The organism is Streptomyces sp. NPDC087845 (assembly GCF_044742755.1).
Taxonomy (GTDB): domain Bacteria; phylum Actinomycetota; class Actinomycetes; order Streptomycetales; family Streptomycetaceae; genus Streptomyces.
The window spans coordinates 129,469-153,528 of the sequence record NZ_JBIUVC010000007.1 but is presented as its reverse complement, the minus strand read 5'-3'; the positions used below and the strand labels follow the sequence as shown (position 1 = coordinate 153,528).

The 24,060-nt window shown below is 72.2% G+C and carries 27 protein-coding genes and 1 pseudogene; 16 read left to right on the top strand and 12 right to left on the bottom strand.

What is annotated here, in order from left to right:
- Nucleotides 1-122 precede the first annotated feature (122 nt).
- From ACIOMQ_RS19715 to ACIOMQ_RS19705, 3 genes are all read left to right on the top strand, one after another.
- A complete protein-coding gene (locus ACIOMQ_RS19715) occupies nt 123-1,061 on the top strand; it encodes a PAC2 family protein (RefSeq protein WP_362206714.1) in 939 nt (312 codons plus the stop codon).
- A gap of 39 nt (nt 1,062-1,100) precedes the next feature.
- The gene (gene coaE / locus ACIOMQ_RS19710; protein WP_362206715.1) at nt 1,101-1,703 is read left to right on the top strand and encodes a dephospho-CoA kinase; all 603 of its coding nucleotides are present in this window, start codon (nt 1,101-1,103) and stop codon (nt 1,701-1,703) included.
- A 68-nt stretch (nt 1,704-1,771) separates the two neighbouring features.
- Complete coding sequence (locus ACIOMQ_RS19705; protein WP_351081567.1) at nt 1,772-2,140, top strand: tetratricopeptide repeat protein; 369 nt, start codon at nt 1,772-1,774, stop codon at nt 2,138-2,140.
- A 48-nt stretch (nt 2,141-2,188) separates the two neighbouring features.
- Here the strand turns inward: ACIOMQ_RS19705 and ACIOMQ_RS19700 are convergent, their stop codons facing one another.
- The gene (locus ACIOMQ_RS19700) at nt 2,189-2,467 is read right to left on the bottom strand and encodes a DUF6343 family protein (protein ID WP_401264561.1); all 279 of its coding nucleotides are present in this window, start codon (nt 2,465-2,467) and stop codon (nt 2,189-2,191) included.
- Nucleotides 2,468-2,545: 78 nt separating this feature from the next.
- Here ACIOMQ_RS19700 and ACIOMQ_RS19695 point away from each other — a divergent pair, with 78 nt between their 5' ends.
- Nucleotides 2,546-3,664 carry an ADP-ribosylglycohydrolase family protein gene (locus ACIOMQ_RS19695; RefSeq protein WP_362206717.1) on the top strand — a complete coding sequence of 373 codons (1,119 nt, stop codon included), beginning with the start codon at nt 2,546-2,548 and terminating at the stop codon, nt 3,662-3,664.
- Between the two features lie 61 nt (nt 3,665-3,725).
- Here the strand turns inward: ACIOMQ_RS19695 and ACIOMQ_RS19690 are convergent, their stop codons facing one another.
- Complete coding sequence (locus ACIOMQ_RS19690) at nt 3,726-4,658, bottom strand: tyrosine-protein phosphatase (RefSeq protein ID WP_401940797.1); 933 nt, start codon at nt 4,656-4,658, stop codon at nt 3,726-3,728.
- 42 nt (nt 4,659-4,700) lie between these two features.
- On the opposite strand from ACIOMQ_RS19690, the gene ACIOMQ_RS19685 reads away from it, so the two are divergent.
- A complete protein-coding gene (locus ACIOMQ_RS19685) occupies nt 4,701-4,892 on the top strand; it encodes a helix-turn-helix domain-containing protein (RefSeq protein ID WP_401940800.1) in 192 nt (63 codons plus the stop codon).
- Nucleotides 4,893-5,100: 208 nt separating this feature from the next.
- Complete coding sequence (locus tag ACIOMQ_RS19680; RefSeq protein ID WP_401756733.1) at nt 5,101-5,538, top strand: hypothetical protein; 438 nt, start codon at nt 5,101-5,103, stop codon at nt 5,536-5,538.
- Nucleotides 5,539-5,614: 76 nt separating this feature from the next.
- Here the strand turns inward: ACIOMQ_RS19680 and ACIOMQ_RS19675 are convergent, their stop codons facing one another.
- The gene (locus ACIOMQ_RS19675; RefSeq protein WP_362206720.1) at nt 5,615-5,962 is read right to left on the bottom strand and encodes a hypothetical protein; all 348 of its coding nucleotides are present in this window, start codon (nt 5,960-5,962) and stop codon (nt 5,615-5,617) included.
- Between the two features lie 275 nt (nt 5,963-6,237).
- Here ACIOMQ_RS19675 and ACIOMQ_RS19670 point away from each other — a divergent pair, with 275 nt between their 5' ends.
- The 3 genes from ACIOMQ_RS19670 (at nt 6,238) to ACIOMQ_RS19660 (ending at nt 11,737) form a co-directional block, all read left to right on the top strand.
- Nucleotides 6,238-7,278 carry a slipin family protein gene (locus ACIOMQ_RS19670; protein ID WP_401940803.1) on the top strand — a complete coding sequence of 347 codons (1,041 nt, stop codon included), beginning with the start codon at nt 6,238-6,240 and terminating at the stop codon, nt 7,276-7,278.
- Between the two features lie 155 nt (nt 7,279-7,433).
- Entirely contained in the window at nt 7,434-10,400 is a 2,967-nt protein-coding gene (locus ACIOMQ_RS19665) for an SNF2-related protein (RefSeq protein ID WP_401943051.1), read from the top strand.
- The gene (locus ACIOMQ_RS19660) at nt 10,397-11,737 is read left to right on the top strand and encodes an SWIM zinc finger family protein (RefSeq protein ID WP_401943054.1); all 1,341 of its coding nucleotides are present in this window, start codon (nt 10,397-10,399) and stop codon (nt 11,735-11,737) included. Before ACIOMQ_RS19665 ends, ACIOMQ_RS19660 begins: the two co-directional genes overlap by 4 nt.
- Nucleotides 11,738-11,809: 72 nt before the next feature.
- On the opposite strand, the gene ACIOMQ_RS19655 is transcribed toward ACIOMQ_RS19660, so the two are convergent.
- The gene (locus ACIOMQ_RS19655; RefSeq protein ID WP_362206724.1) at nt 11,810-12,118 is read right to left on the bottom strand and encodes a hypothetical protein; all 309 of its coding nucleotides are present in this window, start codon (nt 12,116-12,118) and stop codon (nt 11,810-11,812) included.
- Between the two features lie 81 nt (nt 12,119-12,199).
- Nucleotides 12,200-12,778 carry a TetR/AcrR family transcriptional regulator gene (locus ACIOMQ_RS19650; RefSeq protein WP_401943057.1) on the bottom strand — a complete coding sequence of 193 codons (579 nt, stop codon included), beginning with the start codon at nt 12,776-12,778 and terminating at the stop codon, nt 12,200-12,202.
- 80 nt (nt 12,779-12,858) lie between these two features.
- Between ACIOMQ_RS19650 and ACIOMQ_RS19645 the strand changes: the two genes are divergently transcribed.
- Nucleotides 12,859-13,407 carry an HXXEE domain-containing protein gene (locus ACIOMQ_RS19645; protein WP_401943060.1) on the top strand — a complete coding sequence of 183 codons (549 nt, stop codon included), beginning with the start codon at nt 12,859-12,861 and terminating at the stop codon, nt 13,405-13,407.
- A 34-nt stretch (nt 13,408-13,441) separates the two neighbouring features.
- Here the strand turns inward: ACIOMQ_RS19645 and ACIOMQ_RS19640 are convergent, their stop codons facing one another.
- A complete protein-coding gene (locus ACIOMQ_RS19640; protein ID WP_401943062.1) occupies nt 13,442-13,951 on the bottom strand; it encodes a DUF3574 domain-containing protein in 510 nt (169 codons plus the stop codon).
- A 329-nt stretch (nt 13,952-14,280) separates the two neighbouring features.
- Between ACIOMQ_RS19640 and ACIOMQ_RS19635 the strand changes: the two genes are divergently transcribed.
- On the top strand, nt 14,281-15,012 hold the full coding sequence (locus ACIOMQ_RS19635; protein ID WP_362206727.1) for a hypothetical protein: 732 nt from the start codon (nt 14,281-14,283) through the stop codon (nt 15,010-15,012).
- 31 nt (nt 15,013-15,043) lie between these two features.
- Nucleotides 15,044-15,129, top strand: a pseudogene (locus ACIOMQ_RS19630).
- A gap of 319 nt (nt 15,130-15,448) precedes the next feature.
- Here the strand turns inward: ACIOMQ_RS19630 and ACIOMQ_RS19625 are convergent.
- Together ACIOMQ_RS19625 and ACIOMQ_RS19620 are read right to left on the bottom strand one after the other, a co-directional pair.
- On the bottom strand, nt 15,449-16,120 hold the full coding sequence (locus ACIOMQ_RS19625; protein ID WP_401756744.1) for a peptidase: 672 nt from the start codon (nt 16,118-16,120) through the stop codon (nt 15,449-15,451).
- Nucleotides 16,121-16,133: 13 nt separating this feature from the next.
- The gene (locus tag ACIOMQ_RS19620; protein WP_362206729.1) at nt 16,134-17,345 is read right to left on the bottom strand and encodes a pyridoxal phosphate-dependent aminotransferase; all 1,212 of its coding nucleotides are present in this window, start codon (nt 17,343-17,345) and stop codon (nt 16,134-16,136) included.
- A gap of 86 nt (nt 17,346-17,431) precedes the next feature.
- Between ACIOMQ_RS19620 and ACIOMQ_RS19615 the strand changes: the two genes are divergently transcribed.
- Nucleotides 17,432-18,118: a helix-turn-helix domain-containing protein gene (locus tag ACIOMQ_RS19615; RefSeq protein ID WP_362206730.1), complete on the top strand. Its 687-nt coding sequence runs from the start codon at nt 17,432-17,434 to the stop codon at nt 18,116-18,118.
- 231 nt (nt 18,119-18,349) lie between these two features.
- The gene (locus ACIOMQ_RS19610) at nt 18,350-18,871 is read left to right on the top strand and encodes a cupin domain-containing protein (protein WP_402127778.1); all 522 of its coding nucleotides are present in this window, start codon (nt 18,350-18,352) and stop codon (nt 18,869-18,871) included.
- Nucleotides 18,872-18,911: 40 nt separating this feature from the next.
- Here ACIOMQ_RS19610 and ACIOMQ_RS19605 read toward each other — a convergent pair whose 3' ends face one another.
- Nucleotides 18,912-19,277: a nuclear transport factor 2 family protein gene (locus tag ACIOMQ_RS19605; RefSeq protein ID WP_362206731.1), complete on the bottom strand. Its 366-nt coding sequence runs from the start codon at nt 19,275-19,277 to the stop codon at nt 18,912-18,914.
- 65 nt (nt 19,278-19,342) lie between these two features.
- On the opposite strand from ACIOMQ_RS19605, the gene ACIOMQ_RS19600 reads away from it, so the two are divergent.
- Nucleotides 19,343-20,074 (top strand): nucleotidyltransferase domain-containing protein, encoded by a 732-nt coding sequence (locus tag ACIOMQ_RS19600; RefSeq protein WP_362206732.1) that lies wholly within the window; start codon nt 19,343-19,345, stop codon nt 20,072-20,074.
- A gap of 10 nt (nt 20,075-20,084) precedes the next feature.
- Nucleotides 20,085-20,753 (top strand): uridine kinase, encoded by a 669-nt coding sequence (locus ACIOMQ_RS19595; RefSeq protein WP_362206733.1) that lies wholly within the window; start codon nt 20,085-20,087, stop codon nt 20,751-20,753.
- A gap of 25 nt (nt 20,754-20,778) precedes the next feature.
- Here the strand turns inward: ACIOMQ_RS19595 and ACIOMQ_RS19590 are convergent, their stop codons facing one another.
- The 3 genes from ACIOMQ_RS19590 to ACIOMQ_RS19580 form a co-directional block, all read right to left on the bottom strand.
- Nucleotides 20,779-21,687, bottom strand: coding sequence for an NADP-dependent oxidoreductase (locus tag ACIOMQ_RS19590; RefSeq protein WP_362206734.1), 909 nt, complete (start codon nt 21,685-21,687; stop codon nt 20,779-20,781).
- A 269-nt stretch (nt 21,688-21,956) separates the two neighbouring features.
- Complete coding sequence (locus ACIOMQ_RS19585) at nt 21,957-22,820, bottom strand: carbohydrate kinase family protein (RefSeq protein ID WP_402189793.1); 864 nt, start codon at nt 22,818-22,820, stop codon at nt 21,957-21,959.
- 119 nt (nt 22,821-22,939) lie between these two features.
- Nucleotides 22,940-23,920: a pseudouridine-5'-phosphate glycosidase gene (locus ACIOMQ_RS19580; RefSeq protein WP_362206735.1), complete on the bottom strand. Its 981-nt coding sequence runs from the start codon at nt 23,918-23,920 to the stop codon at nt 22,940-22,942.
- Nucleotides 23,921-24,060: the final 140 nt, after the last annotated feature.

The window sequence follows — 24,060 nt, the reverse complement described above, 5'->3', positions numbered from 1 at the left end:
CCTCGCGCGCCCGCGTTCCCGCACGGCTTCCGGCATGAAACGCCCGGTGAACGGGCACGGTCCGGGAATGCCCGTGCCCCGGCGGGCGTTCTTCTCAGGGAACACGAGGAGGAGCGGTAACCGTGCCTGATCCGCAGAGTTTGTACGAATGGGAGCCGAAGGGACTGGCCGTCGTCGACATGGCGCTCGCCCAGGAGTCGGCCGGCCTGGTCATGCTCTACCACTTCGACGGATACATCGACGCGGGCGAGACCGGGGAGCAGATCGTCGACGGCCTGCTCGAAACGCTGCCGCACCAGGTCGTCGCCAGCTTCGACCACGACCGGCTCGTCGACTACCGCGCACGGCGCCCGCTGCTGACCTTCCGACGCGACCGCTGGGCGGACTACGAGACGCCGACGATCGACGTACGGGTCGTCCAGGACGCCACCGGGGCGCCCTTCCTGCTGCTCTCCGGGCCCGAGCCGGACGTGGAGTGGGAGCGCTTCGCCGCCGCCGTCGAGCAGATCGTCGAGCGCCTCGGCGTCCGCCTCGCGGTGAACTTCCACGGCATCCCGATGGGCGTCCCGCACACCCGCCCCGTCGGCGTCACCCCGCACGGCAACCGCACGGACCTCATGCCCGGCCACCGGAGCCCGTTCGAGGAGGCGCAGGTGCCCGGCTCCGCCGAGGCCCTGGTGGAGTACCGGCTCATGGAGGCCGGACACGACGTCCTCGGTGTCGCCGCCCATGTGCCGCACTACGTCGCCCGCTCCGCCTACCCGGACGCGGCGCTCACCGCCCTGGAGTCGATCACGGCCGCGACCGGCCTGGTCCTGCCGGCCGTCGCCCACGCGCTGCGTACGGAGGCCCACCGCACCCAGACCGAGATCGACCGGCAGATCGACCAGGGCGACGAGGAGCTCGTCTCGCTCGTCGAGGGCCTTGAGCACCAGTACGACGCGGTCGCGGGCTCCGAGACCCGGGGCAATCTGGTCGCCGAGCCGGTCGACCTGCCGTCGGCCGACGAGATCGGTCTCGAATTCGAGCGGTTCCTCGCGGAGCGCGAGGGGGACATCTGACCGGTCCCACCGGCCGTCCGGCGTACTAGGCTGCCCGGCATGCTGAAAGTGGGCCTGACCGGTGGGATCGGCGCCGGCAAGAGTGAAGTGTCACGGCTGCTCGTCGGATACGGAGCCGTCTTGATCGATGCGGACCGGATCGCCCGTGAGGTCGTCGAGCCGGGGACACCCGGGCTCGCGGCCGTCGTCGACGCGTTCGGCGCCGGCATCCTCACCGCCGACGGCACTCTCGACCGGCCCAAGCTCGGTTCGATCGTCTTCTCCGACGCCGACCGGCTCGCCGTCCTCAACGCGATCGTCCACCCGCTGGTCGGCGCCCGCTCCGCCGAGCTGGAGCGGGCCGCGGGTCCCGATTCGGTCGTCGTCCACGACGTCCCCCTCCTCACCGAGAACGGGCTCGCCCCCCTCTACGACATCGTCGTCGTCGTGGACGCCGGTCCGCAGACCCAGCTCGACCGGCTCGTACGGCTCCGCGGCATGACCGAGCCCGAGGCCCGCGCCCGGATGGCCGCGCAGGCCACTCGGGAGCAGCGGAGGGCCGTCGCCGATCTGATCGTCGACAACGACGGACCGCTGGAGGAACTGGAGCCGCAGGTCCGCAAGGTCTGGTCGGAGCTGACGAAGCGGGCGGCGGCCGGCTGACTCCCGTAGCGGAATACCGTGCCCCGACCGGGTGTTGAGAACCCGGTAGTGAAGGGAAGGATGCCATCGTGCCCGAGAGGACCCCGGAAACCGACGTCATCGACTTCCGCGCGGCCGAGCACCTGCTGGCGGCGCGCGACCCCCGGGGCGCGGTGAAGCTCCTGGACTCGGTGATCGCGGCCCATCCGGAGAACACGGCCGCCCGCCTGCTGCGGGCCCGTGCCTTCTTCGCCGCCGCCCAACTGCGTCCCGCGGAACTCGAATTCGAACTCGTCCTGGAGCGCGAACCGGACAACGCCTTCGCGCATTTCGCGCTCGCCCGCACCTTTGAGCGCTCCGGCCGCTCCGACCGGGCCGCCCGTCACTTCCGGCTGGCCGCGGCCCTCGATCCGAACCCGGAGTACCTGAAGGCGGCCCGTTTCCGCACGGAGGACTGACACGGCACCGCCGGGCGGCACGACCGCCCGGCGGGCATCGCGTCCTGGTCAGTGCCCGTACTTGCCGCGCCCGCCGTGGTCGGGTTCGTACGGCGGGATATTGCGGCCCGGCTGGTAGTGCGGGCCCTGGTGGATGTGGTGGACGATCACCGCGATGTCCACAAGGACCAGCACGAGCAGCACGCCGCAGGCTGCGGCCCATCCCGGGCGGTCGGTCAGCGTGAAGGCCGCCAGGCCGAAGACGGCCCAGGCCAGTCCCCATAGACTCAGACAGAGCCGCAGCCGCAGAGGACTGCGGGCAGTCGTCGGTTCATTACCGGTACGCATGGCAATCGCCTCTCCTACCAGGATGGACCCGCGACACCGTTTTGGGGACATGTCGACATCAGATCGAGGGGATCGTGCGTGAACGGCACATCGTGGGGGGACCGTACCGGCCGCAGGGCCAGGGTCCGGGGCTGTCTGCTGGGCGGGGCCATCGGGGACGCCCTGGGAAATCCGGTGGAGTTCCTCTCGCTCGCCGGGATCCGCCGCGCGCACGGTGAACACGGTGTACAGGGCCTCCTCGCGGACGAGGAGGGGGTCGTCGGACGGGTCACCGACGATACGCAGATGACCCTGTTCACGACCGAGGCGCTGATCAGGGCCCACTCCCGGGCGATGTCGAAGGGGATCGGCGGCGCCGAGACCGGGATCGTGCGGAATGCGTACCTGCGCTGGCTGGACACCCAGAACCACCCCGCTCCGCCGGCCCGCGGCGGCGACAACCCGGTGCGGACCGGCTGGCTCCGGCAGCAGCCCTGGCTCTACGCGCGCCGGGCCCCCGGCAACGCCTGCCTGACGGGGCTCGCGACCGGCCATGTCCCCGAACCGTCGGAGCGGCTCGGCGACCCCGGCCCGGTCAACACCGGGTCCAAGGGGTGCGGCACGGTGATGCGGTCCGCCCCCTTCGGACTGGCGGGGCAGAGCGCCGAGGAGGGCTTCCGGCTCGCCCACTGGTGCGCGCAGATCACCCACGGCCATCCGACCGGTGCGTACGCCGCCGGGACGTTGGCCGCGATCGTCGCCCATCTCCTGGAGGGCGACTCCATGGCGGGCGCGGTGCTGCGCGCCATGGAGCTGCTGCGCCGCCACCCGGGGCACGAGGAGACGACGGCGGCCCTGCGCGCGGCCGTCGACCTCGCCGCCGGGGGCGAACCGACCGCCGAGAAGGTGGAGACGCTGGGCGCGGGCTGGGTCGCCGAGGAGGCCCTCGCCATCGCCGTGTACTGCGCCCTGGTGCTGCCGGACGCCGACCAGGTGGCCCGGTCGCTGCTGCTCTCGGTCAACCACTCGGGGGACAGCGACTCCACCGGCGCGGTCTGCGGCAATCTGCTCGGCGCCCGCCACGGGGACGTACACCTTCCGCCGTCCTGGCTGGTGGCGACCGAGGGGCGAGCGGTGATCACCGAGCTGGCCGACGACCTGTGCGTGGAGTTCGAGCACGCGGTCGCGTGGCCGGCCGAGCGCTACCCGGCGTACTGACGGTCCGGCCGCACGCCTTCGGCGCCGACGGACCGCCGGTGCGCCGGAGGGTGACGGCCGGTCAGTCGTTGAGCATCTTGGCCCGCAGCGCGGCCACCGTCGCGTCGTCGAGCTTCGGGCCCGCGCGTACGTAGGTGTCGAAGTCGCCGTACAGATGGTCCACCTCGGTGAACGCCGCGCGCAGCCAGCTCAGTCCGACGGCCTTCGGGTTGCCGGTGTACTCGTTGCCGGCGAGGAAGTCCGCCTCGACGGTGTGGCGCGGGACGCCGAGCAGAGTGAGCAGGACGGCCGTGCCCCAGCCGGTGCGGTCCTTGCCCGCGCTGCAGTGGAAGACGGTCGCGCCGGAGTTGTTCGCGGCGACGGCGGTGACCAGATCGCGGAAGGCGTAGTCGGCACCGACGAAGTCGACCACGAACGGGTAGCCGATGGACTGGCCGAGGTCGGACGAGCCGGAGAACAGCCCGGCCGCGACGGCCTCGGCCAGAGTCGTCAGAGCCGGGTCGTGGAAGCGGATGCCGTGGCTGAGCGACACCACATCGGCGACCTGGTACGTCACACCGGCGGGCAGCCGGTCGGGATCGTCGTGGCGCTCCATCGCGTTGCGCAGATCCACGTCGAGGGTGAGGTGCTGGGAGAGCAGGCGCTGCTGCTCCGCGTCGGTGAGGCTGTCGAGCTTGTTGGAGCGGTAGACCAGACCGGAGCGCACCCAGTGCCCGTCGGTGGTGTGGTAGCCGCCGATGTCCCGGAAGTTGCGGGCCGACCCGATGCCGAGCGAACGGTCGGCGACGACGAGCGGGGAGCCGCTGTCCGGCGTCAGCCGGAAGTACCAGCGCCCGGTCTCGGGGAGCGTTCCGGCGGGGACGGTCAGCGAACCGGTGCCGGGGGCGGTGCCCACCGGGGTGCCGGTGGTGGCGTCGGGGGAGGTGACGGCGGTGACGGAGCTGGCCGACGTCCTGCTGGAGTACCAGCTCAGCCCCCCAGCGAGGCACTGCACGGCCTCGCGAGGCTACTGGAACCCCTGGAGGCGAAGCCGGAGTTGCTGCACACCCTGGAGACCCATCTCGAACTCGGCCTGGACCGGCGGACCACCGCGGCCGCCCTGCACATCCACCCCAGCACCGTCGATTACCGCATCCGTCGCATCGACCGTCTCACCGGTCTCTCCCCGGCCCGCCCGGCCGACCTCCAGCACATCAGTGCGGCCCTGGTCGCCCGTCGCTCGGTGTGAGGGAGGAACCGGACGCGCCCGGACGAACGCGAACAGGCCCGCGCTGCTCATCGGGCTGCTCGTCCCGATGGCCCGAAAGCGGCGGGGCCGTACGGCCGAACCGGTCGCGTACGCCCGCGGGCGGGTGCGGCGGCCAGGGAGCGGAGTCGGGCCGCCGCCGGATACCGTGGAGACCGACGACGTGTGCACAACGGCCGAAGGGGGTTCGGTGGAAGCCGAGTTGGTGGCATTGGCGGCATCGGGGGCAACGGCACTCGTGCAGCACATGGTGGCCGATTCCTGGGGCCAGGTACGCGATCGGGTGGCGGCCTTCCTCGCGCGGGGCGAGGCGACGCCCGAGGAGGAGTCGGCGCTGACCGGTGAGCTGGAGGCGTCCCGCGGTGAGCTGACCGCCGCACGGGGCGAGGGCGACGACACGCTGGCCGGGGACGTCGAGGCCGAGTGGCGCGCGCGGCTGCGCCGCAGGCTCGCCGCGGATCCGCGGGCGGCGGACGAACTCCGCGCCGTTCTCGCGGAGTTGGACCATGTGGGCGGCAGTGGACCTGCGGGCGGCGTGCACAACACCATCGGCGGGACGGCCAGCATCGGCGGCCCGGTGATCCAGGCCGCCGAGATCGGGTCCATCAGCTTCGGCCCCGAGCGGTAGCGGCTCGCCGCTCCGTTCTGTTCCGCGCCCGCCCGGCCGGGCGGGCGGTGGACGGTCGTGGTCGGCCCGCGGCCGGTCAGTGGACGGTGCTGAAGCTGCGCCACGGCAGGCCGTGGGCCCCGGTGACGTCGCTGACCGTGGTCGCGACGTATGTCGTACCCGGCCCGGTGCAGTCGCGCGTGCGGTACAGGATGATGTCGATCAGGGTCCCGTTGGTCACTTCCTTGGCACCCGCGGGAGCGAGCCGGTGGCAGCCCCTCACCGAGGGGCTGTTCACCATGATCACGGCGTCCCGCTCGGTCGTGTAGGTGACCGGCCCGACCGCGGTCCGGCCGAGGCCGGAGCAGCCTGCGACGGTGAGGGTCAGGAGCAGGGTGCCGGCCGCTGCGGCGAGACGGTGGCGTCGGTGATCGATCACGGGCATGGGCGGGTCCTCGTCTGTCTCGTCCGGCTCAGCCGTCAGCACCGCACGCGCCACAGCACCGCGTACGCCGCGGGGAACGTGCTGACGCTGGTCACCCTGCCCGCTCCCCGGCGCCCCGGCATCCGGTGCGCGGCCGGCCGGGGGACGTGCGCCCCGGAGGGAGTGCTCCGGGCACGTTCTGAGGGAGTGCTTCGAGCCATGTTCATATGGGGTGATATTGGGCATACCGTGGTAGCAGTAACTGTTTCAGTGTTTCCGGTTCTCAGGGGGCCGTCATGGTCCAAGAGCTTGTGATCGCGATAGTGGCGGGGGCCTCGGTGGGTGGGCTGTACCTGTCCGCGGCGGCCAAGGTCGTCAAGCAGTACGAGCGGGGCGTCGTGCTGAGGCTCGGCAGGCTCCGTGACGATGTGCGAGGGCCTGGATTCACCATGGTGATCCCCGGCGTCGACCGGTTGCACAAGGTCAATATGCAGATCGTGACGATGCCGGTGCCCGCCCAGGACGGGATCACCCGTGACAACGTGACGGTGCGGGTCGACGCGGTGATCTACTTCAAGGTGGTCGACGCGGCGAGCGCGGTGGTCCAGGTGGAGGACTACCGGTTCGCGGTGTCGCAGATGGCGCAGACCTCGCTGCGGTCGATCATCGGCAAGAGCGACCTGGACGATCTGCTGTCCAACCGGGAGAAGCTGAATCAGGGCCTTGAGCTGATGATCGACAGCCCGGCGGTCGGGTGGGGCGTGCAGATCGACCGGGTCGAGATCAAGGACGTCTCGCTGCCGGAGACGATGAAGCGCTCCATGGCCCGGCAGGCCGAGGCCGACCGTGAGCGGCGGGCCCGCGTCATCAACGCGGACGCCGAGTTCCAGGCGTCGAAGAAACTCGCCGAGGCGGCGAAGCAGATGTCCGCCCAGCCGGCCGCGCTCCAGCTGCGCCTGCTGCAGACGGTGGTGGCGGTCGCGGCCGAGAAGAACTCCACGCTGGTGCTCCCGTTCCCGGTGGAGCTGCTCCGCTTCCTGGAGAGGGCGCAGCAGCCCGTACAACAGCAGCAGCCCGTACAGCAGACGGAGCTGCAGCCGCAGCAGGCCGTGCGGCCGCCGCAGCGCCCCGCGCAGGCGCCCCGCCCCGCAGCCCCGGCACAGCCCGAGCGTCCGGCGCAGCCACGGCCCGAGCGGCCTGTCGAGGCGGAGCCGCAGTCGCAGCCGCGGTCGCGGACGCAGAAGTCGCAGTCCGGGAGGCCCGTACCCACGCCCGCCGCCCTCGCGGCCGCCGCACCCGCGCGGGCGTCCCGTTCGAAGCCGCTCGCCAGGCACTGAGCCCGGCACCGGGGGCCACTGCCGGCTCGGTCGGCAGCGGCTCCCACCTGCTGGAACGCAGGTACGCGTCCGGCTGTCAGACCCCCCGCCTAGACTCGCAGGAGTCATAGGGATCAAGACGATCAAGAGGATCACGGCGGGACGGGAGGGGACCGATGACCACGGCACGGCACCGGCCGGACGAGTCCGCCGTCCGCCTCATGAGGTGTGCCGCCGTCTTCCTGCCGGCATCGCTGCCGAGGGACGGGCGCGTCGCCTTCTGGGATCCCGACGGCGGCCCTCTCCCGGAGCCGTCCCGCCCGGTGGACCCCGAGGGCGCGGCGTCCGGTGCGGCCCCCGCCGAGATCACCGTCGTCCGTCGGCACGGGCAGGACGGCGTCCGCCGGCGCGTGGTGCCGGCCGTCCTGCTGCCCGTGGGCGATGCGCTGCCCCTGCTGGCCCATGCCCGGCACCAGCAGTCCGCCCATCCCGCGACCCGGGCCTGGGGCGCCGCCGCGCTCCAGGCGCTCAACCTGGTGGCGCGCGGCAGACTGCTGCCCGGCCTGACGGGCGACGACCACGACGCCTGGCGGGCCGGACCGCGCGACGCCGAGGACGTCGCGCACCTGCGCGCGATCGCCGCCGCCATGCCGGCCGAGGGGTACGCGGTCCCGCTCCCGGATCGCGCACCGCTCCAGGTCCCCGAGCCGGAGTGGCTGCTCGGCGCGTTCCTCGACGCGGTGGCCGACACCCTGCCCCGCACGCCCGCCGCGGCATACGCGATGGGGGCGCCCTTCGCGGCCCGTGAGGCCCAGCATCTGCCGGGAGCCCGCGACTGGGCCGTCGAGGTCGCGGCCGGGCTCGACGCGGGCGTACGGGTCTCGCTCCGCCTCGACCTGTCGGCGTACGAGCTCTTCGACTCGGCGGACACGTACTCCGGCCCCGACGACGACCACCACAACAGCCACAGCGAGGGCGACCGCCCCGACGACGCCTCCGATCCGATGGCCGCGAGTGCCCGCCCCGGCGCCGCGCGGCACGCCGCCGCGGCCATCACCCAGGTGCACAGCCTGGCCGACCCGACCTACGTCATCGACGCCGCCGCCCTGTGGCACGGCGGGGCGGGAGAGCCGTTCGGCCCGCGGGCCAGGATCGACGCGGTGCTCGCACTGCGCCGCGCCGCCCGCGTCTGGACACCGCTGGAGCGGCTGCTGGAGCAGCCGGTGCCCGATGTGCTCGCTCTCGACGAGGACGAGCTGTACGAGCTGCTGGGCCACGCCGGAGCCCGGCTGGCGGCGGCCGGGGTGAGCGTCCACTGGCCCAGGGAGCTCGCCCGTTCCCTCACCGCCGCCGCCGTCGTGCGACCCGCGCCCGGCTCGGCGACCGACGGCACCTCGTTCTTCGACGCCGAGCAGCTCTTCTCCTTCAACTGGCAGCTGTCGCTGGGCGACGAGCGGCTGACCGAGGCGGAGATGGACGTACTCGCGGAGGCCCACCGGCCGGTGGTGCGGCTGCGGGACCAGTGGGTCGTCGTCGACCCCGCGCTCGTACGCAAGGCACGCAAGCGGGAGCTCGGCCTCCTCGATCCGGTCGACGCCCTCGCCGTTGCCCTGACCGGCAGCGCCGAGGTCGACGGGGAGCAGGTCGAAGCGGTGCCCGTGGGCGCGCTGGCCGCGCTCCGCGCCCGCATCACCGCCGACGACACCGCCATCGCCCCGCCGCCCGGTCTCGACGCCACGCTCCGCGACTACCAACTGCGCGGCCTCGCCTGGCTGGAGAGGATGACCTCGCTCGGCCTCGGCGGCTGCCTCGCCGACGACATGGGCCTGGGCAAGACGATCACTCTCATCGCCCTCCATCTGCACCGCGCCCACCCCGCACCCACCCTGGTGATCTGTCCCGCCTCCCTCCTGGGCAACTGGCACCGGGAGATCAACCGCTTCGCTCCCGGTGTCCCCGTCCGCCGCTTCCACGGCACCGACCGCACACTCGCCGAACCCGACGGCGGGTTCGTCCTCACCACCTACGGCACGATGCGTTCGAGCGCGGCGCAACTCGCCGACCACAGCTGGGGACTGATCGTCGCCGACGAGGCCCAGCACGTGAAGAACCCGCACTCCTCCACGGCGAAGGCGCTGCGCACCATCCCGGCCCCGGCCAGGGTCGCCCTCACCGGCACCCCCGTGGAGAACAACCTCTCCGAGTTGTGGGCCCTGCTCGACTGGACCACGCCCGGACTGCTCGGCCCCCTCAAGGCGTTCCGGGCCCGGCACGCCCGTATCGTCGAGAGCACCGGTACGGCCGCCGGGCTCGCCAACGACGAAGCGGTCGAACGGCTCTCGCGGCTGGTCCGGCCCTTTCTGCTGCGCCGCAAGAAGTCGGACCCGGGCATCGCCCCCGAGCTGCCGCCCAAGACGGAGACCGACCACCCCGTCTTCCTCACCCGCGAGCAGGCCACGCTCTACGAGGCGGCGGTCCGCGAGACGATGGCTTTCATCGAAGCCTCGGAGGGCATCGCCCGGCGCGGTCTGATCATGAAGCTGCTGGCCTCGCTCAAACAGATCTGCAACCACCCCGCGCAGTATCTGAAGGAGGAACCGACCCGCCTCGCGGGCCGTTCGGGGAAGCTCGCCCTGCTCGACGAACTCCTCGACACGATCCTCGCCGAGGACGGCTCCGTCCTCATCTTCACCCAGTACGTGACGATGGCCCGGCTCCTCTCCGCCCACCTCGCCTCGCGCGCCATCCCCTCCCAACTCCTGCACGGCGGTACGCCGGTGGCCGAGCGCGAACGGATGGTGGACCGCTTCCAGTCCGGTGAGGTCCCGGTCTTCCTGCTCTCCCTCAAGGCGGCGGGCACCGGACTGAATCTCACCAGGGCCGCCCACGTCATCCACTACGACCGCTGGTGGAATCCGGCCGTCGAGGAACAGGCCACCGACCGGGCGTACCGCATCGGCCAGACACAGCCCGTGCAGGTGCACCGGCTGATCGCGGAGGGCACGGTCGAGGACCGGATCGGCGAGCTGCTGCGGGCCAAGCGGGTCCTGGCCGACACGGTCCTCGGTGCCGGTGAGACCGCGCTGACCGAGCTCAGCGACCGTGACCTGGCCGATCTCGTCTCGCTCCGGAGGCCGTCATGAGCCCCCGCCCGCAGCCCCACCCCGGCCCGCAGCCCCGGCCCCGTTCGTCCGCCCGCCCCGAGTCCCGGCCGGTCGCCCGTCCGCGCCCCGGCCCCGACGATCTGCGGCGCACCTTCGAGGCCGTGCCGCCCCGCACCTCCGACGGCGACGAACCCTTCGCGGACAGTTGGTGGGGCCGCGCCTGGGTGGCCGCCCTGGAGTCCCTGTCGATGGACGAAGGACGGCTCTCCCGCGGCCGCACGTACGCCGACAGCGGCAAGGTCGCCGCGATCACCGTCACTCCCGGACGGGTCGTCGCCTACGTCCACGGCAGCCGCCCCCGCCCCTACCGCGCCGAGCTGCGTCTGCGGGCGCTCACCGATGCCGACTGGGACACCTTCCTGGGCGCGGTGGCCGCCCGCCCCGGTCACCTCGCCGCACTGCTCGCCAAGGAGATGCCGCACTCGCTGGTCGACACGGCGGCCGAGGCCGGCATCGGACTGCTGCCCGCGGCGGGCGACCTCGATCCCGGCTGCTCCTGTCCCGACCACGGCTGGCCCTGCAAGCATGTGGCCGCCCTCTGCTACCAGATGGCCCGGCTGCTGGACGCCGACCCGTTCGTCCTTCTGCTGCTGCGCGGCCGGGGCGAGCGCGACACCCTCGAAGAGCTGGGCCGCCGCAACGCCGCGCACTCCGCCAGGGAACGCCCGGCCGCGCCCGCCTCCCCCTCCGTACCGGCCCGTGAGGCCCTCGCCGACCGCTACCTCCCGCCGCTCCCCGCGCCGCTCATGGTCCTGCCGCACCCCGGGCAGCCGCCCTCGTACCCGAGCCTGCCCGGCGCGCGCGATCCGCTCGCCCTCGACCACCTGGCCACGGACGCGGCGGCCCGTGCGCACACGCTCCTCACCACGGGCCTCGACCCGCTCGCCGGTCTCACCGCCTGGCAGGACGCGGTGCGGCTGGCCGCGTCCCGGCCCACCGCCGGGCTCACCGCGACCACCCGTGCCCTCTACCGAGAGCTGGCCCACGCCACCGGCCGTACCCCTACCGACCTGGCTCGGGCCGTCGCGGCCTGGCGCCAGGGCGGCGCCGAAGGGCTGTCCGTCCTCGAAACGCCCTGGGATCCTCCGGCCGGACCGTTCGACCGGGCCCGCCCCGCGCTCGCAGCCGCCGACTTCCCCCGTTTCCACCCCTGGCGCAACCAACTCACGCACCCCAGCGGCACACTCCAGCTCCGCTTCGGCCACGACGGCCGTTGGTACGGCTACGAATCCGAACCCGGCGAGGACGACTGGTGGCCCCGGGCCACCCCGGGCTCCGACCCGGTGGGCGCGCTCATGGAACTCAGCGGCGGCTGACCCCCCTCCTCGGCCGTTCCCCGGCGGTTCCCGGGGCCGGGCCCGCCCCTCAACTCCGCAGACACCCGCCCCTCAACTCCGCAGACAGACGAAGAGGCCGATCAGCAGCACGGCGGCGATCGGCAGCACGATCAGCCGGGCTTTCCGGAACGACTCGTTCTCCTGCTGGGACAGCCCATGGACGGCGCCGTGCGCCGAGGCCAGATGCTCCCCGGCCATGTCGATGGTCTTCCCCGTGGTCAGCAGCGAAGGCGACCAGCCGCAGTGGGCGCAGACCAGGAAGTCACGGTAGGGGTCGTACCGGAAGTCCCGTTCCACATTGACCGTGAACACCTCGCCGCCCGGTGTCGTCGCTGTGTAATGGCGTATCGGCGCACCCATGTGGATCGCTCCCTGTTCCGCGCGTCTGATCGGTCCCGGGTTCCCGGTCGCGGCACAGTACCGGTAGTCCGCACCGCCCCGTCAGAGAGGCAGCACCGCATCGACGATCTCGCGGGCGAAGTGCGGCGGTACCGGTTCGCGGCGGAGCAGCACGCGCATCCAGACCGCCCCCGCGATCAGGTCCAGCACCAGCATCGGGTCGGTGTTCTCGGGGAGTTCACCGCGGGCGGCGGCGCGGGTGAAGACCGGCTGCTCGCGGGAGAACCGATCGGCGAAGAAGTCGCGGGTGAGGGCGGTGAGTTCGTCGTCCGGCAGGCCGGTGCCCGAGGTCATGGCGCGGGCGATCGGCTCCGTACGCCCGCCGGTGAGCAGGCCGATGACCTGTTCGGTGAGGGTGATCAGGTCGCCGCGGAGGCTGCCCGTATCGGGGATGTCGACGTCGAGGACCCGGGAATGGAGCATGGCCGCCCGCAGCAGCGCCGGTTTCGAGGGCCACCAGCGGTAGATCGTCGTCTTGTTGACTCCGGCGTCCTGGGCGACGGCCTCGATGGTGAGACGGCTGTAGCCGCGTTTCGCGAGATGGCGAAGCGTGGTGTCGAAGATCGCTTCGGCAGCACGAGGGCCCCTGCCCGGACGGCGGTTCACGGACAGGTCGGGCATGGGCACTCCAAAGGAAAGCAACGCAACGTTGCGTTGCGTTGTAGGGTGCGGTCATCGTACTGTGACACAGAGGGGCCGGTATGGCGGAGGCAACGGTTTCCAAGGCGGTGACCTGGGGGCTGCTCGCCGCCTGGGCGGCCCATGATCTGGAGGAACTGGTCACCATGGCCGACTGGTCGCGGTCCGCCCGGCCACGGCTCCAGGCGCGGTTCCCGGGAGTGCCCGAACGGGTCTGGACGCGGATGGAGCTCTCGCGGCGGGATGTCGGCGTCGCCCTCGGGCTCATGGGCGGGCTCATGGCGGCAGCCTCGGCGGACGGGGCGCGCACCGGCGGCCGCAGCCCGTTCTTCCGGACCGCGCTGGTCGGTTTCGGGCTGCACGGCGTCGTGCACATGGCGCAGTCGCTGGCGTATCGCGGCTATACGCCGGGGGTTGCCACCGCGCCGACCGTCGTCATCCCGTACTCGCTCTGGGCGGCTCGGCGGCTGAGGGCGGCCGGCGTCCGGGCCGGTGGTGCCGGCACCGCGGCAGCGGCACTCGCGCTCTTCCCGGTGGCCGCCGCGGGAGCGCACGTGCTGGCACGCCGGCTCGGCCGGCCGCACGGGCGCGGGGCCCGCACGGCGGCCTGACCGGGAGCGGTGCGGCGGGGCGGCGGAGAGTGCGTCAGAAGTCGGCGTTCGCGCGCTCTTCGATCCGGGCCACCGATTCCTGGGCGTACGCCTTCTTGTAGGCGTCCCGGATCCGCTCGATCTGGACGTCGCGCACCCGTGCCTCGGACGCCGGGTAGAGCAGCGTCAGTTCGTAACTGCGCTCCCGTTCGACCACCCCGTGGGAATCGCGCCACTGCCCCCGGCCATCCTGGATGGTCAGCCCGCTCGGGAAGCGCGGTGTGACCTCCTCGTCGACGAACGCCAGGAATTGACGGTCGGTCACCTTAGGTCCACCGTCTGGGCGTTCGGTGCCGAAGTACAACCGGGTCTCGATGTGGGCCTTCCCGCGCGCGGCGGCGGACGGCGCGGCGGGCTGCGAAGCGGAGGGGGCTTCCTTGCCGAGCGTGGCGTACGCGACCGGCGTGCCCATGGCCAGGACGGCCAGGGCGGCGGCGGCCGCGGTGAGTGCGGTGTGCTGCTTGGCGCCGTCCTTGGTGCGGGAGGTGTGGGGAAGGTGAGGCACAGCGGGGCCTTCGTTCTGAGTCTGCGCGGGGGCTGTGAGGGCCTGCGGCGCGGATGCGCGGGGCTCACTGTGACAAGCGGCCCCCGTCGGCCGGCGGCAGGACATGGGGGCTTCCGCCGGAATCCACCCGTACGGATCGGCCCGCGACTTCACCGTAGCCCCGCCGGCCCCGTGGGCGCCCCGGCAGCCGTGGACGCCGGGCCTTCGCGGGGCGTCCGCTCGGTCGGCCCCGCGCCGGAGCGGCCCGCCGGCCCCGATGATCCGGCGAAGGGTCGCAGCCGCCGAAAATCCCTGGTTCCGGTCGGCCCGGCGCTGCTAGCTTCCTCGATGTGGCGAAACTCAATCAGATCATCGCAGTGGAGAAGGGCGTCAAGTCCAAGGCTCACCAGGACCTGACGGCGGCGCATCACGGCCTCCAGAAGACCGGTCTGCTGGCCGGGATCTCCCGGACGTATCAGCCGAAGGACGAGGAGGGCGAGCAGTTGCCGCCCGAGTCGACGCTGGTGCAGATCAAGGCCGAGGACGTGCTGCGGGAGACCGCGACGACCCTGACCCGGCTCTTCGATGTGACCGCCACGAAGGACTGGGCGAACTGCACGGCCCGCGCGGACGTGAAGGTCGACGGGCGGGTGCTCGTGAGCGAGGTGCCGGTGTCGTATCTCCTCTTCCTGGAGAAGCAGCTGACGGACATCAACACCTTTGTCCGCAAGCTTCCGGTCCTCGATGCCTCCGAGGCATGGACCCAGGACCCGTCGACGGACTCCTGGAAGACCGAGCCGGTGAGGACTCTTCGTACGAAGAAGGTGCCCCGCAACCATGTGAAGGCGGAGGCCACCGACAAGCACCCGGCGCAGGTCGAGGTGTACTACGAGGACATTCCGATCGGGTACTGGACGACGATGAAGTTCTCCGGAGCCCTTCCCGCACGACGGGTCAACGAACTGCTGGACCGGGTGGAGAAGCTCCAGCAGGCCGTGAAGTTCGCCCGCGAGGAGGCCAACGGCGTGGACGTCACCGACCAGCGGGTGGGTGATGCGGTATTCGGTTACCTCTTCGGGTGACCGGCCATGGATTCCCCGGCCGTCCCTTACGGCCGGGGTGCGCGAGGAGCGCAAGCTGAAACTGAAGCTTGTCGTGACGACGCGGTTCCAGTGGAGGTTCGAGTCCTCCCCCCGGCATTCGGTGCGTTCCCCGCACACGGACGGGCCGGGGTAGCCCAAATGGCAGAGGCAGACCGCGATCAATCTCAGACTCTTGCTCCAGACTCAGCATTCGCCACCGATCGCCGAATCAATCGGGCCCGTGCCCATGGGCGTCGAGATGCCGGTTCGACTCCGGCCCGCAGAGCTTCGATCTGCGGTCGTCTAAAGGCAGGACGCGACGACATAAACCTGACACGGATCCTTAAAAGTGTCGGCGTGCCGTATGGGTGGCACTTTCAGGGCCCGAGGGTCGGCTACGCCCTCGGGCCCGCTCCCGTTTCCGGGGCGCCCCGTCTCACACGCCTGTGGGCAGCGACACCCCGCGCCCCGCGAAGAAGCGCTCGAAGTCGGGCAGCGGTAGATCCGCGGCACGCGTTTCGGCCGTGATTCCGGACGGGTTGTGGAAGTGGACGCCGGCGCCGTCGGCCGCACGCGACGTCAGCAGCACCAGATGCCCGCCCCGTCCCGGAGCGGGCCGCCGCGGGTGCCGGATGCCGTAGTGCACCGAGGCCATGACCGTCCGTCCGCCGTCCAGCAGATCGAGGATCTCCTGCGGTGAGAGGTGGCGGTGGACCGTGGCGTCGAGGCCGTGCACCTCCCGTACGTACTCCGCGAAGGGCGCGTAGATCAGGCCCCGGATCACCCCCTCGGCATCCTCCGTGTACGCGCCGTACTTGAGTGCCCCGTCGCGCAGCGCGAACAAGGACGGTGCCCCAACTGCCCCAGCGGTCCCGGCGGATTCGGCCGAGTGGGCGTCCGGGCTCTCCCCGGTGGCGAGTGCCATGCGCAGGCAGGTCATACCGCACAGATGACCGGACCAGCGCGCGTACTCGGCCGGTGATGCCGCGCCCGACTCCGCCCACGCCGGATCGGTGGCCGGATCGAGTCCGCCCTCGACGATCGGGCCGACGAGTTCGGGCGAGGCGAACTGGGTGAGGACGGGAACGCGGCAGGCGGAGCAGGCCATCAGGGGTGTCCGATCACTGGCGGTATCCGGTCAGGAAGCGGCCGATGCGGCTGATCGCCGCGTCGAGATCGTCAGCGTACGGGAGTGTCAGGATCCGGAAGTGGTCGGGCCGCGGCCAGTTGAAGCCCGTGCCCTGCACGACCTGGATCTTCTCCCGCAGCAGCAGGTCCAGGACGAACTTCTCGTCATCGACGATCGGGTGCACCTTCGGGTCGATGCGCGGGAACGCGTACAGCGCGCCCTTCGGTTTCACGCACGACACCCCGGGGATCTCGTTCAGCTTCTCCCAGGCCCGGTTGCGCTGCTCGTACAGCCTGCCCCCCGGTGCGACCAGCTCCCGGATCGACTGCCGGCCGCCGAGCGCCGCCTGGATGGCGTACTGCGCGGGCGCGTTGGGGCACAGGCGCATGGAGGCGAGCGTCGTCAGCCCCTCCAGATAATTGCGCGCGTGCTGCTGCGGGCCGGAGACCACCATCCAGCCGGAGCGGAAGCCCGCCACGCGGTATGTCTTCGACAGGCCGCTGAAGGTGAGGCAGACCAGGTCCGGGGCGAGGGATGCCACGCTGTGGTGCTCGGCGTCGTCGTACAGGATCTGGTCGTAGATCTCGTCCGCGAACACCATCAGGCCGTGCCTGCGCGCCAGGTCGAGGATGCCTTCGAGGACCTCGCGCGGGTAGACGGCGCCGGTCGGGTTGTTCGGGTTGATGATCACGACGGCCCGGGTGCGGTCGGTGATCTTCGACGCCATGTCCGCGAGGTCCGGGTTCCAGTCCGAGGCCTCGTCGCAGGTGTAGTGCACGGCCCTGCCGCCCGCGAGGGTCACCACCGCCGTCCACAGCGGGTAGTCGGGGGACGGGACGAGCACCTCGTCACCGTCCTCCAGCAGCGCCTGGACGGCCATGGAGATCAGCTCGGAGACGCCGTTGCCGAGGAAGATGTCGTCGACCCCGACATCCGCCAGCCCCATCGCCTGGTAGCGCTGCGCCACCGCCCGGCGGGCGGACAGGATGCCGCGCGAATCGGTGTAGCCATGGGCCTGCGGAAGCATCCGGATCATGTCCTGGACGACCTCTTCCGGCGCCTCGAAACCGAAGAGCGCCGGGTTGCCGGTGTTGAGGCGGAGCACGCTGTGGCCCGCCTCCTCCAGGGCGTTGGCGTGCTCGATGACCGGGCCCCGGATCTCGTAACAGACCTCGTTGAGCTTGCTGGACTGCCGGAATTCCATGCGGTGGCCTCCCCGACCTGATTGCGATACTTGGTTTTACCAAGCTCGGGCTTGGAAAGTCCAACAACATGTCTAGACTGCGTCGCATGCCACGTCAGCAACAGTCCGCAAACCGCCCGGCCCGCCGCCGGAGTTACGACCAGTTCTGTGCCACCGCGCGCTCCCTCGATTCCGTGGGTGACCGGTGGACCCTGCTGATCGTCCGTGAACTGCTGGCGGGCCCCCGCCGCTACACCGACCTCCACGCCGACCTGCCGGGTGTCAGTACGGATGTCCTTGCCTCCCGGCTCAAGGACATGGAGCAGGGGGGGCTGGCCACCCGCCGCCGGCTCCCGCCGCCCGCCGCGGCCTCGGTGTACGAGCTGACGGAGCGCGGCCACGGGCTGCTGCCCGTACTCACCGCACTCGCCGAGTGGGGCGCGCCCGCGCTCGCCGAGCGGCGGCCCACCGATGCGGTACGGGCCCACTGGTTCGCGCTTCCGCTGCTGCGTGCGCTGGACGGGCTGACCCACGCGGGAGTCGTCGAAGTCCACCTGGACGAGGGCGAGTTCCATGTGCGCGCCGGTGGTGCAGGTGGCGCGGAGAGCGCGCCGGCCGGTGCGGCGGTGTACGGGGACGGGCCCGCCGCCCGCCCCGACGCCCGTATCGCCCTCGACGTCGAGGTCTGCCTGGCGCTCGGACGGGGTGGGCTGACGCTCGCCGAGGCCGTGGCGGACGGGCGGATCGAGGTGTCGGGCGACGGACCGCTCGCCGCTGAACTCCGCGGCGAGTGAGCGTGTTCCGCGACCGGCGACCGCCGGATCAGGAGGGTTCCGGGAGGCGGCTCGCGGGTAGCGTCGGGACATTTGGGATGTCGAGGACGCTACCGGGGTGCTGAGGCGGAGGAGCCGCACATGAGGGTCACAAGCCGACGGGTGAGCCGAGGGCGGCGGGCGGAGCAGGGACGGCGGATACCGCTGGGGCTGGGGCTGGGGGTGGGGCAGGGACAGCAGGTAGGGCAGGAGCTGGGGGCGGAGCAGGGGCGGCGGGGACGGCAGGGACAGCGGGTACGGCAGGGGCGACTCGCCAAGGCCCTGGTCATCGGTGGCTGCGTGGCGGCCCTCGGCTTCGTGCCGTCGGCGGCCGACGCCACACCCGGCGGTGGTGTCGGCGGCACGGTGGTCGCGAAGGGCACATCGGCGGGGAAGCTGAAGGTGCAGACCCCGAACGGCCGCACCGACGTGGTCTTCCGGACCATCACCGTCGAGCCGGGCGGTTCCACCGGCTGGCACACCCATGACGGCCAGCTGATCGCCGTCGTCAAGTCCGGGACGCTGACCCGCACTCTGGACGACTGCTCGGTCGAGGTGACGTCGGCCGGATCGTCCTTCATCGAGCCGTCCGGGACCGGGCACCGCCACATCGGACGCAATCTGGGAGCCGAGCCCGTCGTGCTCTGGGTGACCTGCCTGCTGCCCGAGGGCAGCGCGCTCTCGGACGACGCCGATGCGGTGGACTGCGGCGGAAGCAGCGCGGCCGGTGCGTGACGCTCGCTGCCGCCCGGGCGGCCGTCAGCCTGGTCGGCCGTCAGTCGGCGAGCGTCTCCCCGTACGCCCCGAAGCCGGAGACGACCAGGCCGTCCCGGAAGATCAGCACCTCGCTGACCCGGCCGCCGATCTGGTTGCGATAGTCGATCACCAGGGCGTGGACGCTCACCCGGACGTCCACCACCTCGAACTTCAGCTCGGGGATCCGTTCCAGGGCCGCCGACCAGTACCTGCGCAGCGCTTCCCTGCCGTGCACCGTGCCGGACGGATCGCCGGTGAACCGCGCCATGACGGGTGAACTGAACGTCACGTTCTCGTCGTAGTGCGCCAGAACGCGGTCGAGATCATGGGAGTTCCAGTCGTCCTGCCACTCGGCGGCGAACGCGCGGGCGAATTCGAGATCCATGGAGGAGATCGTAGAAGGCGAACTGGCCGCGTACGGAGCAATGTGAACGACGGGAGCGATCGGCCGTGAACAGAAAGAGCACGAAGGGCGGGAGGAGCGAGGACGACCTCGACCCGGTGCGCCGCGCCGCGTTGGCGCAGGACCTGCTGGACGCACTCGCCGCTCACCACCCCGGCTCGCGCGCGGAGCTGAAGGGCTCGCTCGCCCGTGGCACAGCGGATGCCTACAGCGACATCGACATCGTCTGGACGGTGCCCGACGACCACTTCGAGACCTGTGCCACCGCCGTCCGGGGCGTCCTCGAAGCGGTCGGGCCCCTGGACTCGCTCCGTACGGACCCCGAGTTGCAGAACTCCCGCAAGCGGCGACTGATCTTCGCCGCCTTCCGCGGCCTTCCGCTCTTCTGGCGCGTCGACCTGGAGATGCGGGCCTCGTCGGTCGCCCACCTGGCCGACTACGACCAGGACAACCCCGCGGCGCGCGGTGACGAATGGTCGCGGCCCGCCAGTGCCCTGGCCAATGCGGTCGCCGCGACCAAGGCCGTACTGCGCGGGCAGCCGGTGACCGCCCGGGGACTGCTGGAGCGCGGCTTCCGGCGCATCGGCGCGCCGGACCGTCTCACCGGGCGGTGGCCGGCCGACATCCGGCGTCTCGCCGAGGCGGCCGCCGACCGGGAGCCGGGCCTGCGCCCGTTGGCCGAGCGGGTGGTGCGGCTGGCCGGGAGCCACCTGGCGGGGAGCGGTGAGCAGACGCCCCGTCGGCGGGAGGGGCGGAACCGGTGCACGGGGCCGGGGTGATGATGGTCCGGTGCGATTCGAAGCGATCACCTGGGAGCGGCTGGCCGAAGCCTTCGCCGCGCAAGCCGACGCTCTGGAGCCGGCCGATGCCGGCCCCTGGCTGAAGGTCGCCGTCGACGGGCCTCCGGCGGCCCGTACCGGGGAGTTGGCCGGGCGGGTCGCGCAGGCGCTGCGGGTCCGGGGGCGTGCGGTGCTGACCGTGTCCACCGAGGGGTTCCTGCGGCCGGCGAGTCTTCGGTACGAGTACGGCAAGGAGGACCCCGACTCGTACTACGACAGCTGGTTCGACACGGGCGCGCTGTGGCGCGAGGTGTTCGGGCCGCTTGAGGCGGGCGGGAGCGGGCGGGTGCTGCCGGACCTCTGGGATCCGGTGACGGACCGGGCCACCCGTAGTCCGTACCGACCGCTGCCCGAGGGCGGTGTGCTGGTGGTGCACGGCCCGTTGCTGCTGGGGCACTGGTTCCCGTTCGACCTGAGTGTCCACCTGCGGTTGTCGCCGGGCGCGCTGCGGCGGCGTACCGAGGAGAGCGCGCGCTGGACCCTGCCCGCTTTCGCGCGGTACGAGGACGAGGTGGCGCCCGGCGGTCGCGCGGATGTGGTGGTACGGGCCGACGATCCGCTGCACCCCGCCTGGACCGGGTGGCGGCAGGGCGGTGAGGAGCCGTCCGGCCGGCCGTGACAGCCGCGCCGGTCCGGCGGCCGGCTCAGCCGACCAGCAGCACGAGCTTCCCGCGCACGTGGCCTTCCTCACCGACGCGGTGCGCCTCGGCGATGTCGGTGAGTGGGAAGGTCTGTACGGAGGGGGGTGCGAAACGCCCGGCTTCGATCAGCGGGCCGATCTCGTTGAGCACGTACAGTGCGCGGCCGGTGTCGCCGCGGCTGAATCTGACGCCGTGCTCCTGTGCGCCGGTGAAGTCGGCGATCGTCACGACGTTCGCGGGGGCGCCTGCGAGCCCGATGAGTTCGGGCAGTACGCCGCTGCCGGCGACGTCGAGGGCCAGGTCGGCGCCGCCGGGGGCGAGCGCGCGGACCCGCTCGGCCATGCCCTTGCCGTAGGCGACAGGTTCGGCTCCGAGGGAGCGCAGGTACTCATGGTTGGCCGGTCCGGCCGTGCCGATCACCCGTGCCCCGCGTGCCACGGCGAGTTGGACCGCGGCGCTGCCGATGCTGCCGGAGGCACCGTTGATCAGGAGCGTGGAGCCGGCCCCTGCGCCGAGCTGGTCGAGTGCGCGCGCGGCCGTCTCCAGTGCGGCGGGCAGTGCCGCGGCGGCGGCGAAGCCGAGCGAGGGCGGGATGGGTACGTAGTGGTCCAGCACCGCTGATTCGGCTTGGGCGGCGCCCTCGCCGGAGAGGCCGAAGACGCGGTCGCCGACGGCAACGTCCGACACGCCTTCGCCGAGTTCGTCGACGACGCCCGACGCCTCGTGGCCCAGGGTCTGCGGAAGCTCCTGGTCCTGGTCCATCAGGCCCTGGCGCTTCTTCCAGTCGCTGACGCTGACGCCGGCCGCGCGCACCGCGATCCGGACTTGGCCCGGCCCGGGATGCGGATCCGGGAGATCTGCGATTTCCAGGACATCGGGGCTTCCGAATCTGCTGAACTGAGCTGCCTTCATCGTTCGCTCCGATCTCGGCCCCGGGGTCCGGGGTGCCGTGCGCTCGACACCGCCGGGTGTTCCGCCCCTCGCAGGCACTATAGATCGCCGACGTCAGACCGCCGCCCCAGATCTTCCTGACAAGCGGAGCCACCCGCGACGCGGTGTCCACCCAGGTTCGTTGCGTCTACCTCGGCATCGCAACCGCAGCAGCCCTCGCCATCCGGCTCCGCACATGATCGACCGGACGAGTCCTGGCGGGCCGGGTCCGGCCCGGCGCGCCGGGGGTGTCATGGACCGGGGCGGCCCCCCACGGTCGCGACCGCCTCCGCCGCCGACCGGCAGCCCGCCTCGACGGCCGCGGCGTCGTCCGCCCCCGACAGGCGCGCCGCGAGGAAGCCGCCGGTGAACGCGTCGCCCGCGCCCGTCGTGTCCACGGCGCCCCGCACCCGCACAGCAGGGACGTGTCGGGTCACCGCGCCCGCGACGGCCAGCAGGGCTCCGCCGCCGCCGAGGGTGACGACCACGCGGGGTACCTGAAGGCTCAGCTTCGCTGCGGCGTCGGCCGGTTCGGGGAGTCCGGTGAGCAGCCGGGCCTCGTCCGCGTTGGGCAGCAGCAGATCCGCGCCTTCCACGGCTGTCAGGAACCGGTCGACGCCCAGATCGGCGAGGAAGCCGGCCGACGCCGGGTCGACGCTCACCGTGATCCGCCGCCGCCGGGCCTCCCGCAGGGCGAGCAGAGCCGTCGCCCTGCTCGTCGCGGCGAAGAGGAGGTAGCCGGAGAGATGGAGATGGGCGATGCCGTCGAGCATCGACGCCGACCAGTCGTCGGGGGAGAGGTGGAGCACGGCACCGCTGTCGGTGAGGAAGGTGCGCTCGGCGGCGGAATCGACGAGGGCGACGACGGTGGCGGTCGGCACGTCGTCGTCCACGGCCAGCAGGCAGCGGACTCCCGCCTGCTGGAGCGCGTCCCGGTGCCAGGCCGCGCTGTCGGCGCCGACGCGGGCCAGCAGCCGTACGTCGCGACAGCCCGAACGTGCCGCCCAGCAGGCGACGTTGGCGCCCGCGCCGCCGGGGAGGGTGCGGATGCGGGCCGAGGTGTCCGTACCGTGGATCAGCGCTGTCGCGTGCCGGGCCACCACATCGGTGACCACATCGCCGACGACGAGAAGGCCGCTGTCGGTCGTGGCCCCGTGGCCGGTGGGCGATCCGCTGTCGGTCGTGGCCCCGTGGCCGGTGGCCGACCCGCCGTCGGCCAAGGACCCGTCGCCGGTCACCGGCCGGCCGCCGGGTTCCGGCGCGACGCCGTGTCCTGTGCGGCGGTCCAGGCGGCGGAGATCCGCGCGGCAAGCGATACGTTTCCGCGTACGGCCGCCAGGTTGGCCTCCAGCGAAGCGCCCCCGGTTCCCCGCATCAGCCACTCCAGCAGGAACGGCGTGACGGCCTGGCCCGCGATGCCGCGCTCCTGGCACGCGGCGAGGGCCTCGGTCAGCACGCGGTCGTGGAGCGCGGGGTCCAACTGGTCCTGAACGGACACGGGGTTGGCGACGACCAGCGCGGAGCCGGTACCGCCGAGCGCGTCCTGCGCCCGCATCACCTCCGCGACCTCCTCGGGCGTCCGCACCGTCCAGTCGACCGGTTCGCCGGAGCTGTTCAGATAGAAGCCGGGGAACCGGCCGGTCCCGTAACCGAGCACCCCGACACCGAGGGTTTCCAGCCGCTGCAGCGTGGCGGGGACGTCCAGGATCGACTTCACCCCCGCGCACACCACGGTGATGCCGGTGCGCGCGAGGAGCCGGAGATCCGCGGACTCGTCCTGGGTCTCCGTCCACCCCCGGTGCACGCCGCCGAGGCCGCCGGTCGCGAAGACGCGCAGGCCCGCGTGGGCGGCCAGGAACGCCGTCGCGGACACGGTCGTCGCCCCGCTCGCGCCCGTCGCCAGGGCCGGTGCGAGGTCCCGGTGGCCCAGCTTCCGCATCTGCGGGTCGGCGGCGACCCGCTCCAACTGGTCCTTGTCCAGGCCGACGTGGGCCCGTCCGTCGAGTACGGCGATCGTGGCAGGCACCGCGCCCCCGGCCCGTACGAGCCCTTCGAGCTCCTCGGCGACCCGCAGGTTGCGGGGGCGCGGCAGACCGTGGGCGATGATCGTCGACTCCAGAGCCACGACGGGGTGGTGCGTGGCGAGGGCCGCCCTCACCTCGGTGGAGAGGACGGGGGCGTAGGAGTGCGCGCTGTGTGACGCATTCGATGACATGTCCACATCCCTGTCGCGGGCGCGCCGACCTCAAACGTGCGGGCGGGACACCGGCCGGATCACCCGTCCCCTCCGTGGGTACTCCCGGTCCTGATGTGGAAACTCCCGGTCCTGGTGCCGAGTCGCTTCGAAGCGGTCGC

Excerpts from the sequence above, each read along its gene's own strand:
- ACIOMQ_RS19675 (WP_362206720.1), bottom strand. The coding sequence starts at position 5,962 with ATGCCCGTGATCGATCACCGACGCCACCGTCTCGCCGCAGCGGCCGGC.
- ACIOMQ_RS19670 (WP_401940803.1), top strand. The coding sequence starts at position 6,238 with ATGGTCCAAGAGCTTGTGATCGCGATAGTGGCGGGGGCCTCGGTGGGT.
- ACIOMQ_RS19655 (WP_362206724.1), bottom strand. The coding sequence starts at position 12,118 with ATGGGTGCGCCGATACGCCATTACACAGCGACGACACCGGGCGGCGAG.
- ACIOMQ_RS19615 (WP_362206730.1), top strand. The coding sequence starts at position 17,432 with ATGCCACGTCAGCAACAGTCCGCAAACCGCCCGGCCCGCCGCCGGAGT.
- ACIOMQ_RS19700 (WP_401264561.1), bottom strand. The coding sequence starts at position 2,467 with ATGCGTACCGGTAATGAACCGACGACTGCCCGCAGTCCTCTGCGGCTG.
- ACIOMQ_RS19580 (WP_362206735.1), bottom strand. The coding sequence starts at position 23,920 with ATGTCATCGAATGCGTCACACAGCGCGCACTCCTACGCCCCCGTCCTC.
- ACIOMQ_RS19650 (WP_401943057.1), bottom strand. The coding sequence starts at position 12,778 with ATGCCCGACCTGTCCGTGAACCGCCGTCCGGGCAGGGGCCCTCGTGCT.
- ACIOMQ_RS19645 (WP_401943060.1), top strand. The coding sequence starts at position 12,859 with ATGGCGGAGGCAACGGTTTCCAAGGCGGTGACCTGGGGGCTGCTCGCC.
- ACIOMQ_RS19665 (WP_401943051.1), top strand. The coding sequence starts at position 7,434 with ATGACCACGGCACGGCACCGGCCGGACGAGTCCGCCGTCCGCCTCATG.
- ACIOMQ_RS19605 (WP_362206731.1), bottom strand. The coding sequence starts at position 19,277 with ATGGATCTCGAATTCGCCCGCGCGTTCGCCGCCGAGTGGCAGGACGAC.
- ACIOMQ_RS19620 (WP_362206729.1), bottom strand. The coding sequence starts at position 17,345 with ATGGAATTCCGGCAGTCCAGCAAGCTCAACGAGGTCTGTTACGAGATC.
- coaE (WP_362206715.1), top strand. The coding sequence starts at position 1,101 with ATGCTGAAAGTGGGCCTGACCGGTGGGATCGGCGCCGGCAAGAGTGAA.
- ACIOMQ_RS19660 (WP_401943054.1), top strand. The coding sequence starts at position 10,397 with ATGAGCCCCCGCCCGCAGCCCCACCCCGGCCCGCAGCCCCGGCCCCGT.
- ACIOMQ_RS19590 (WP_362206734.1), bottom strand. The coding sequence starts at position 21,687 with ATGAAGGCAGCTCAGTTCAGCAGATTCGGAAGCCCCGATGTCCTGGAA.
- ACIOMQ_RS19625 (WP_401756744.1), bottom strand. The coding sequence starts at position 16,120 with ATGGCCTGCTCCGCCTGCCGCGTTCCCGTCCTCACCCAGTTCGCCTCG.